The organism is Streptomyces niveiscabiei, from assembly GCF_001419795.1.
Classification (GTDB): Bacteria; Actinomycetota; Actinomycetes; order Streptomycetales; family Streptomycetaceae; genus Streptomyces; species Streptomyces niveiscabiei.
The window spans coordinates 1-9483 of the sequence record NZ_LIRL01001060.1; the positions used below are offsets into that span (position 1 = coordinate 1).

Consider the following 9483-nt stretch of genomic DNA (forward strand, 5'->3'; position numbering starts at 1 on the left):
CGGTCAGCACGGCGACGGCCGCAGCCGCGTAGTCCGCGCGGGCGGCGGAGGAGACACGCCCCTCGCCGGCCGCAGCGACGACCGCGCTGTGCTCCAGGACGGGGGCCAGGTTCTCGGTGTAGTTCTCGTGGTACCAGCCGTTGCGCAGCAGCGTGTACGTCACCCCGGAGGCGAGCAGCGCCTTCTCGGTGGCCCGGTGGTCGTCCGCGAGCGCGGCCGTCAGGGAGCCCGGCGCGCTGGTGTACGCCAGCAGAGCCACGCCGGCGGCCTTCGCGGCGTCGATGACGACCTGGTGCTGGCCGGGCCGGTCGTTGCCGACCTCGCTGCCCGAGATCAGCAGGACCTTGTCGCCGGCGCCGAGGACGCCGTCGAAGGTCTCGGGGGCGTTGTAGTCGGCGACGGCGAGCTTGACGCCGCGCGCGGCGAGGTCCGCGGCCTTGGCCTCGTCGCGCACGACGGCCGTGATCTGCTCCGCGGGAACCTTCTCCAGCAACTGCTCCACGACGTGGCGGCCGAGGTGTCCGGTGGCTCCGGTGACGACGATGCTCATGGTTCACAACTCCTTGTGGGGTGCTCTGCGCACTAACCCTAGGGGGAGCGCTAACCAAAGGAAAGTACCCACTTTGAAGTAAGCTACCGGCATGTCGGTAACCAAGGAGACCAGCGCCCCGCGCTTCACGGACCTCGTACACGCCCATCAGGAGGCCGACAGCGCGATGTGCCCCCAGCGCCTGGTGCTGGAGCACGTCACGAGCCGCTGGGGCGTCCTCGTCCTGCTCAACCTCCTGGACCGCCCGTACCGCTTCAGCGAGCTGCGCCGCGCGATCGGCAAGGTCAGCGAGAAGATGCTCACCCAGACGCTCCAGACCCTGGAGCGCGACGGCCTCGTCCACCGCGAGGCCCACGCGGTCATCCCGCCCCGCGTCGACTACTCCCTGACCCCCCTCGGCCGTGAGGCCGCCGAACGCGTCCGCGAGGTCGCCGAGTGGACCCAGGCCCGCCTGGACCGGGTCATGGCGGCCCGCGCGGAGTACGACGCGCGCCGCGAGGAGCGGGCGGCGAGGTGAGCGGGCGGCGGGTGAGCGGGTGGCGGGTGCGCGGACGGCGGGTGAGCCCCGAAGCCTCGGAACCCACCCGCCGCAGCGGACGTCAGCCCACCACCGTCCACGTGTCCCCGCCCGCCAGCAGCGCCGCGAGGTCGCCCTTCCCGCGCTGCTCGACGGCCGTGTCCAGCTGATCGGCCATCAGGCTGTCGTACACGGGCCGCCGCACGGAACGCAGCACCCCGATCGGCGTGTGATGCAGCGTCTGCGGGTCGGCGAGCCGGGACAGCGCGAACGCCGTCGTCGGGGACTCGGCGTGCGCGTCGTGCACGAGGAGGTCCGCCTCGTTCTCCGGAGTGACGTCGACGACCTGTAGCTCTCCGGTACGACGGTCCCGTACGACCCCCCGCGTGCCGTCCGCGCCGAAGCGCACCTGCTGCCCGTGTTCGAGCCGGATGACCGCCTCCTGGGCCGCCTCCCGGTCCTTGAACGACTCGAACGCCCCGTCGTTGAAGATGTTGCAGTTCTGGTAGATCTCGATCAGCGCGGTCCCCGGATGCGCGGCGGCCTGCCGCAGCACCTCCGTCAGGTGCTTGCGGTCGGAGTCGATGGTCCGCGCCACGAACGACGCCTCCGCGCCGAGCGCCAGCGACACCGGGTTGAAGGGCGCGTCCAGCGAACCCATCGGCGTCGACTTCGTGATCTTCCCTACCTCCGAGGTAGGGGAGTACTGGCCCTTCGTCAGCCCGTAGATCCGGTTGTTGAACAGCAGGATCTTCAGGTTGACGTTGCGCCGCAGCGCGTGGATGAGGTGGTTGCCGCCGATCGAGAGCGCGTCCCCGTCACCGGTCACCACCCACACGCTCAGGTCCCGCCGCGACGACGCGAGCCCCGTCGCGATCGCGGGCGCGCGCCCGTGGATGGAGTGCATCCCGTAGGTGTTCATGTAGTACGGGAACCGCGACGAGCAGCCGATCCCCGACACGAAGACGATGTTCTCCTTCGCCAGCCCCAGCTCGGGCATGAAGCCCTGCACGGCCGCCAGGATCGCGTAGTCCCCGCACCCCGGGCACCAGCGCACCTCCTGGTCCGACTTGAAGTCCTTCATGGCCTGTTTCGCCTCGGCCCTCGGGACCAGCTGGAGCAGCGGGTTCGCCTCGGACACCTGCGTCGGCTCAGCCATCGATGGCCTCCTTGAGCGCCGTGGCGAGCTGCTCCGCCTTGAACGGCATGCCGTTGACCTGGTTGTAGGAGTGGGCGTCGACCAGGTACCTCGCCCGTACGAGCGTGGCGAGCTGACCGAGGTTCATCTCGGGGATCACCACCTTGTCGTACCTCTTGAGTACGACACCGAGGTTCTTCGGGAAGGGGTTCAGATGCCGCAGGTGCGCCTGCGCGATGGCCTCCCCGGCCGTCCTGAGCCGGCGTACGGCGGCCGTGATCGGGCCGTACGTCGACCCCCAGCCGAGCACCAGCGTGCGCGCGCCGTCCGGGTCGTCGACCTCGATGTCCGGGACGTCGATCCCGTCGACCTTGGCCTGCCGGGTGCGGACCATGAAGTCGTGGTTGGCGGGGTCGTAGGAGATGTTGCCCGTGCCGTCCTGCTTCTCGATGCCGCCGATGCGGTGTTCGAGGCCGGGCGTGCCGGGGACGGCCCACGGGCGCGCGAGGGTGAGCGGGTCGCGCTTGTACGGCCAGAACACCTCCGTGCCGTCCGCGAGCGTGTGGTTGGGGCCCTGCGCGAACCGCACGGCCAGGTCGGGCAGTTCGTCGACCTCGGGGACCCGCCAGGGCTCGGAGCCGTTGGCCAGGTAGCCGTCCGACAGGAGCATCACCGGCGTGCGGTACGCCAGCGCGATACGGGCCGCCTCCAGCGCCGCGTCGAAGCAGTCCGCGGGCGTGCGCGGGGCGACGATCGGCACCGGCGCCTCGCCGTTGCGGCCGTACATCGCCTGGAGCAGGTCGGCCTGCTCGGTCTTGGTCGGCAGGCCGGTCGAGGGGCCGCCGCGCTGGATGTCGACGATCAGCAGCGGCAGTTCGAGCGACACGGCGAGGCCGATCGTCTCACTCTTGAGAGCTACGCCGGGCCCCGACGTCGTCGTCACCGCGAGGGAGCCCCCGAAGGCCGCCCCCAGCGCCGCGCCGATACCGGCGATCTCGTCCTCCGCCTGGAACGAGCGCACACCGAAGTTCTTGTGCCGCGACAGCTCGTGCAGGATGTCCGAGGCCGGGGTGATCGGGTACGAGCCGAGGAACAGCGGCAGGTCCGCCTGGCGGGAGGCCGCGATCAGCCCGTACGCGAGCGCGAGGTTGCCGGAGATGTTGCGGTAGACGCCCGGCGGGAACGCGGTGGTGGCCGGCGCGATCTCGTAGGAGACCGCGAAGTCCTCCGTCGTCTCGCCGAAGTTCCAGCCCGCGCGGAAGGCCGTCAGGTTCGCCTCGGCGATCTGCGGCTTCTTCGCGAACTTCGCCTTCAGGAACCGCTCCGTGCCCTCCGTGGGCCGGTGGTACATCCATGACAAGAGGCCGAGCGCGAACATGTTCTTGCTGCGCTCGGCCTCTTTGCGGGTGAGGTCGAAATCCTTGAGGGCCTCGACCGTCAACGTCGTCAGCGGCACCGGATGGAGGTGGTAGCCGTCCAGCGAGCCGTCCTCCAGGGGACTCGCGTCGTACCCCACCTTCTGCATCGCCCGTTTGGTGAACTCGTCCGTGTTGACGATGATCTCCGCGCCGCGCGGCAGGTCGCCCACGTTCGCCTTCAGCGCCGCCGGGTTCATCGCCACCAGCACATTGGGCGCATCACCCGGCGTCAGGATGTCGTGGTCCGCGAAGTGCAGCTGGAAGCTCGACACTCCGGGCAGCGTCCCTGCGGGGGCCCTGATCTCGGCCGGGAAGTTCGGCAGCGTGGACAGATCGTTCCCGAACGACGCCGTCTCCGAGGTGAACCGGTCACCCGTGAGCTGCATCCCGTCGCCCGAGTCCCCCGCGAACCTGATGATCACCCGGTCGACACGGCGTACGTCCTTCGCCGTCCCGCCCGGTTTGCGCTGCTCTCCCACGACGGCTTCGTCGGCCTGCTCCGCCGGGCTGCTGACCTGACTGGTCACTGAACTGGACCTCCTTCGAGGCGGCTGTCCGGGAGCTGCCTTCCCGCAGGCCCTCCCAGATCAAGCCTACGACTGTGAGGGTCGCCCGCCCTCGGCCATTCGGCCGATCATCGTGCGCGGATCACCGCCGTACGACGGCCGGACGCCCCGGCTTGTCATGATCTACCGCTCGCTCCGTTCCCCGTCGTCCACCACACCCGGTCATTGACAATGTCAAGCGACTACAGTGCTACCCCGTCACGAGTTCAGGTAGGTCAGCACCGCGAGAACGCGGCGGTGATCCCCGTCACTGGGCGACAGGCCGAGCTTCAGGAAGATGTTGCTGACGTGCTTCTCGACGGCCCCGTCGCTGACCACGAGCTGCCTGGCGATCGCCGAGTTGGTCCGTCCTTCAGCCATAAGGCCTAGTACTTCCCGCTCCCGGGGCGTGAGCCCGGCCAGCACGTCCTGCTTGCGGCTACGGCCGAGGAGCTGCGCGACGACCTCGGGATCCAGCGCCGTACCCCCCTGCGCGACGCGCACGACGGCGTCCACGAACTCGCGGACCTCCGCCACCCGGTCCTTGAGCAGGTATCCCACCCCGCGGCTGGAACCGGCCAGCAGTTCGGTGGCGTAACGCTCCTCCACGTACTGTGACAGCACCAGCACCCCGAGCCCGGGATGGGCCTTGCGGAGCTGTACGGCGGCCCGCACCCCTTCGTCCGTGTGCGTCGGCGGCATGCGCACGTCCGCGACGACCACGTCCGGCAGCGCGCCTTCGGCGGCCAGCTCCGTGATCGTCTTGACGAGCGCGTCCCCGTCCCCGACCCCGGCGACCACGTCGTGCCCCCGGTCGGTGAGCAGCCTGGTCAGCCCCTCCCGCAACAACACCGAGTCCTCCGCGATGACGACTCGCACCCTGTCCTCCACGATTCCGGCCCCCCGGTAGCTGTACGGCTGCGTGCGCACCCAGCATCCCAGGCCCGGAGCCGAACGGATCGTCCCCAAGGACGACCCGACCCCTCTTCAAGGGGTTCCGGGAGCCACGGAACAGGCTTCCATGTGCTCCTAGAGGACCGATCGACGACGGAAAACGGCGTGATAGTGACCCCTATGGGGTGGAGTTTCGGTCACCAAGGGCGGAGTTTCGGTCCTCTTGGGACATCGTTCCGGCCCTCCCCAGGACAATGTTTCGGTCAGGAACGGTCACAGTCGACCGTTCCTGACCGGAACAACGCCCTCATGGACGACGATCAGATCCGCTCCGCCCGCCACGGCAGCTCCGCCGTCACCCGCGTCGGCCCCCCGGCCGGAGAGTCCACCACCAGGATCCCGTCCACCGCGTCCAGCCGCTCCGCGAGTCCCGCGAGCCCCGACCCGCCGGAGGTGTCGGCGCCGCCCACCCCGTTGTCGACGACCTGGAGCATCAGCCGGTTCTCCACCCGCCACACGTCCACCGACGCCATCGTCGCGCGCGCGTGCTTGCTGATGTTCTGGAGCAGCTCGGAGACCGTGAAGTAGGCGATCCCCTCGATGGCCGGCGCGGGCCGCTCGTCGAGGTCCACGTCCACCTGCACCGGGACCGTGCAGCGGGAGGCGACCGAGGACAGCGCCGCGTCCAGGCCCCGGTCGGTGAGGACCGCCGGGTGGATGCCGCGCGCCAGGTCACGCAGCTCCTGGAGCGCCGTCTTCACCTCGCCGTGCGCCTCCGAGACCATCCGCGCGGCCTCCTGCGGGTCCTCGCGGAGCTTCTCCTTCGCCAGGCCCAGATCCATCGCCAGGTTGACCAGGCGGGCCTGGGCGCCGTCGTGCAGGTCCCGCTCGATCCGGCGCAGGTCCGCCGCGGCCGTGTCGATCACGACGCCCCGGTCCGACTCCAGCTCCACCACGCGCGAGGCCAGCCGCGACGGTCCCAGCAGGCCGTGCACCATCAGCCGGTCCACCGTCGTCAGCGCGCGCACGATCCACGGCGTGACCATCGTGAACACCAGGCCGATCAGCGCGGTCACGGTGATCTCGAACGGGTTGTCCAGGTAGATCCGGTGCGTGCCGTCGCCGTACAGCTGGAGGCCGTCCTGGCCCGCGTACATCGGGAACACCCAGAACCACAGCGGGTACGTCAGCATCATCCAGCCGATCGACCAGAGCGTCACCGAGACGGTGAACGTGAAGACCGCCCACGGGAGTTGCAGCAGCGAGTACAGCACGTGCCGCCACGACGCGCCGTCCCTGAGGACCGCGCCCACCCAGCCCATCAGGGTCCGCTTGCGCGGGCGCGGCGGCGCCGGGTCACCGATCTCCATACCGAGCAACCCGCGCGCGCGGGCCCGCTCCAGCGCCCCGAAACCCCGGCAGCCCGCCAGCGCGACGGCCAGCAGCGGCACCCCGAGGAACGACACCATGAGGCCGACGCCCACCGACAGCATCGTCACCGTGTAGCTGAAGAACACGACGCTGATCGGGAGGCTCAGCAGGACGTACCCGAACTCCCGCCAGCTGCGCCCCTCGAACGGGGCCCGCAGCGCCGCCGGCAGCCGATGACGCCGCTCGGGCTCCCCGTACTCCCCGTAGCTCCCGTACTCCACGCCCTGCATGGCCATGGCTCCGTCCCGTTCCGCTCGTCGTGCACCGTCTGCCGTACCACCAGGGTCGCGGGTGGGGGCCGGGGGAGCCATGGAGTCCGTCGGCGTCTCGGGTGGGGGGTTATCCCTACCTCCGCGGTCGTACCCGGTTAGGCCGAGGGCCTCGGGGCGGGGCGGCGCGGGCGGGCCCCGTCATACCCGTAGCCCTCATACCCGTAGCCCTCACAGTCGTACGACCGTGAGGGCTACGAGCGACCCCATACCTCAGAACTACCCCTCCGGAGCTACCCCCGGTCCCGCCACGGCAGTTCCGCCGTCACCGTCGTACCGCCCCCCGGCGGCGAGTCCACGACGAACAGCCCGTCGACCGCGTCCAGCCGGTCCGCCAGCCCCCGCATCCCCGTCCCCCTGTCGAGGCTCGCGCCCCCTTGCCCGTCGTCGCTCACCTGGATCAGCAGCCGTTCGTCGGACCGCCACACGTCCACCGAAGCGGACCGCGCGCCACTGTGCTTGCTGATGTTCTGGAGCAGCTCGGAGACCGTGAAGTAGGCGATCCCCTCGATGGCCGGCGCGGGCCGGGTCGGCAGGTCGGCGGTGACCTTCACCGGCACCGTGCAGCGGGAGGCGACGGAGGAGAGCGCCGCGTCGAGCCCCCGGTCGGTGAGGACCGCCGGGTGGATGCCGCGCGCCAGATCACGCAACTCCTGCAAGGCCAGCTTCACTTCACCGTGCGCCTCCGCGACCATCTCCGCGGCCGTGTCCGGGTCTTCGAGCAGCTTCTCCTTGGCCAGCCCGAGCCCCATCGCGAGGTTGACGAGCCGCGCCTGCGCCCCGTCGTGCAGATCTCGCTCGATGCGCCGCAGGTCCGCCGCGGCCGTGTCCACCACGGCCCCCCGGTCCGACTCCAACTCCGCGATCCGGCGCTCCAGTTCGTCCGACGGCGACAGCAGCGCCCGCACCATCGCCCGGTCCATGTTCGCGAACGCCCGCGCCAGATAGGGGAGGAGAGGCCACGCCACGAACAGCGAGGTGACGGCGACCGTGAACGTGAGGATCCCCCACGGCAGCCTGACCACGTCGTACAGCACCGTCCGCCAGCCGACCGGGTCCTTCAGCGCCGTCCACAGCACCGGCAGGAACCCGCGCCCCCGGCGCCACGGCACCTTCGACGGCTCCTCCACCCGCACCCCGAGCAGCACCCGCGCCCGCGCCCGCTCGAACCGCCCCATCGCCCGCGCGCCCATCAGCCCGAACGCCAGCAGCGGCAGCCCGACGACGGTCACCGTCAGCCCCGCGCCGACGGCCAGCATCGTCACGGCGTACGTGAAACCGGTCAGCGCGACCGGCAGGTTGAGCACGAGATGGGTGATCTCCTTCCACGTCACCGCGTCGAGAGCGGGGCGCGGGGGAGGGAGGGGCTCGTCGGGAGCCAGGGATTTCGCGGTCATACGGCCAGCCTGCCGTGTGCCGGGCGGCGGCGCCATGGCGTTCCCCACCGCCGGGCCCCGGGGGAAAACCCCACCCCCACCAGAAGTGGCGTGACGACCCGCTTACCGTCCCTTTAGCAGGGCCTAGACTCCCGTGAGTACGCGACAACAGACAGCTCTGACGGCTCTGACAACTCGGCAGCGAAGGGACGGACGTGCGGGAATCGACCGGCGCCCCGGGGACCGCGCTCGCGGCGGACTACTTCCAGTCGTACTCGGCCGTCGGACTGCTCGCCGTCGTCGGCGTGCTGTTCGTGGCCGTGGCGTTCGGCGCGAGCCGCCTGCTGCGGCCCGTCGTCCCGACGCCGGAAAAACTCATGACGTACGAGTGCGGCGTCGACCCGGTCGGCGAGGGCTGGGCTCATACCCAGGTCCGGTACTACGTCTACGCCTTCCTGTACGTCATCTTCGCCGTCGACTCCATCTTCCTCTTCCCCTGGGCGACGGTCTTCGCCGCCGACGGCTACGGCGCGACCACCCTCGTCGAGATGTTCATCTTCCTGGGGTTCCTGACCGTGGGGCTGCTGTACGCATACAAGAAGGGCGTCCTGGAATGGGCGTGACACCGGAGACGGGGCCGACGGGTATGAGTACGGGGCCGATGGGCACGGGGCCGGGGTCGGCCGGAGGGACTACGGGTATGACGGTCGCCGGGAGCGGCGAGGGTGCCGGAGGTATGACGGGTATTACAGGTACTGCGGGTACTACGGGTATTACAGGTACGCCGCCGGCGAGCGAGGTCGCTGCCGTAGCCCCGTCACCCGTGTACCTCCCCGAACCCAAACGCCTCGGCGCACTCGCCCGGCTCGCCCCCGAACCCATGAAGGTCGTCCTCAACTGGGGCCGCCGCTACTCCCTGTGGGTCTTCAACTTCGGCCTCGCCTGCTGCGCGATCGAGTTCATCGCCGCGTCCATGGCCCGCCACGACTTCATCCGGCTCGGCGTGATCCCGTTCGCGCCGGGACCCCGCCAGGCCGACCTGATGGTCGTATCGGGCACGGTCACCGACAAGATGGCGCCGGCCGTGAAGCGGCTGTACGAGCAGATGCCCGAGCCGAAGTACGTCATCTCCTTCGGCGCCTGCTCCAACTGCGGCGGCCCGTACTGGGACTCGTACTCGGTGACCAAGGGCGTCGACCAGATCATCCCCGTCGACGTGTACGTCCCCGGCTGCCCGCCCCGCCCCGAGGCGCTGCTCCAGGGAATCCTCAAGCTCCAGGAGAAGATCGCCCGCGAGTCCCTGGCCGACCGCTACGCCACCCGCCCCTCCCCGGCCGCCCTCCAG

The 9483-nt window shown here is 70.3% G+C and carries 9 protein-coding genes; 3 read left to right on the forward strand and 6 right to left on the reverse strand.

Going from position 1 to position 9483, the window contains the following annotated elements; all coding sequences use genetic code 11:
- A partial coding sequence (locus tag AOK24_RS39685; RefSeq protein ID WP_159052158.1) for an NAD(P)H-binding protein occupies positions 1-550 on the reverse strand: 550 nt, incomplete at its 3' end.
- A 91-nt stretch (positions 551-641) separates the two neighbouring features.
- Here AOK24_RS39685 and AOK24_RS39690 point away from each other — a divergent pair.
- Positions 642-1067 (forward strand): winged helix-turn-helix transcriptional regulator, encoded by a 426-nt coding sequence (locus AOK24_RS39690; protein WP_055724774.1) that lies wholly within the window; start codon positions 642-644, stop codon positions 1065-1067.
- Between the two features lie 82 nt (positions 1068-1149).
- Here AOK24_RS39690 and AOK24_RS39695 read toward each other — a convergent pair whose 3' ends face one another.
- The 5 genes from AOK24_RS39695 to AOK24_RS39715 all read right to left on the reverse strand — a co-directional run bounded on the left by AOK24_RS39695 (position 1150) and on the right by AOK24_RS39715 (position 8159).
- Positions 1150-2226, reverse strand: coding sequence for a 2-oxoacid:ferredoxin oxidoreductase subunit beta (locus tag AOK24_RS39695; protein WP_240001060.1), 1077 nt, complete (start codon positions 2224-2226; stop codon positions 1150-1152).
- Positions 2219-4150 (reverse strand): 2-oxoacid:acceptor oxidoreductase subunit alpha, encoded by a 1932-nt coding sequence (locus AOK24_RS39700; protein WP_055724775.1) that lies wholly within the window; start codon positions 4148-4150, stop codon positions 2219-2221. Before AOK24_RS39700 ends, AOK24_RS39695 begins: the two co-directional genes overlap by 8 nt.
- Before the next feature lie 237 nt (positions 4151-4387).
- A complete protein-coding gene (locus AOK24_RS39705; RefSeq protein WP_276206890.1) occupies positions 4388-5047 on the reverse strand; it encodes a response regulator transcription factor in 660 nt (219 codons plus the stop codon).
- A gap of 335 nt (positions 5048-5382) precedes the next feature.
- Entirely contained in the window at positions 5383-6729 is a 1347-nt protein-coding gene (locus tag AOK24_RS39710) for a sensor histidine kinase (protein ID WP_055724776.1), read from the reverse strand.
- Positions 6730-6995: 266 nt separating this feature from the next.
- Complete coding sequence (locus AOK24_RS39715; protein ID WP_107104160.1) at positions 6996-8159, reverse strand: sensor histidine kinase; 1164 nt, start codon at positions 8157-8159, stop codon at positions 6996-6998.
- Between the two features lie 194 nt (positions 8160-8353).
- Between AOK24_RS39715 and AOK24_RS39720 the strand changes: the two genes are divergently transcribed.
- Positions 8354-8761, forward strand: coding sequence for an NADH-quinone oxidoreductase subunit A (locus AOK24_RS39720; protein WP_055724778.1), 408 nt, complete (start codon positions 8354-8356; stop codon positions 8759-8761).
- Between the two features lie 77 nt (positions 8762-8838).
- Positions 8839-9483 (forward strand): NADH-quinone oxidoreductase subunit B (locus AOK24_RS39725; RefSeq protein ID WP_240554343.1); only part of this gene is annotated, 645 nt, incomplete at its 3' end.